Raw genomic sequence first — 255 nt, 5'->3', positions numbered from 1 at the left:
GGTGTCCTACTCTCCCACACCCTCCCGGGTGCAGTACCATCGGCGCTGTGGGTCTTAGCTTCCGGGTTCGGAATGGGACCGGGCGTTTCCCCCACGCTATGACCGCCGTAACCCTGTTACCCGTCCCAACCCCGTGTGGGGGTGGGTGGGAAGACTGTGGTTACAACTGTGGTGCTTGGTTGTTTATTTTGTTGTGTGTTGGTTCCCGGGGTTGTTGGTTGGGAACCACATAGTGGACGCGTGCAGTGTGTTGTG

The 255-nt window shown here is 58.8% G+C and carries 1 rRNA gene; it reads right to left on the bottom strand.

Going from position 1 to position 255, the window contains the following annotated elements:
- A 5S ribosomal RNA gene (gene rrf, locus LRQ04_RS20540) occupies positions 1 to 110 on the bottom strand; the annotation flags it as partial.
- Positions 111 to 255: the final 145 nt, after the last annotated feature.

Source organism: Paenarthrobacter sp. AR 02 (genome assembly GCF_021538675.1).
GTDB lineage: Bacteria > Actinomycetota > Actinomycetes > Actinomycetales > Micrococcaceae > Arthrobacter.
Note: the sequence above shows the minus strand (reverse complement) of the source record. Positions and strands in the feature narration are given on the sequence as shown.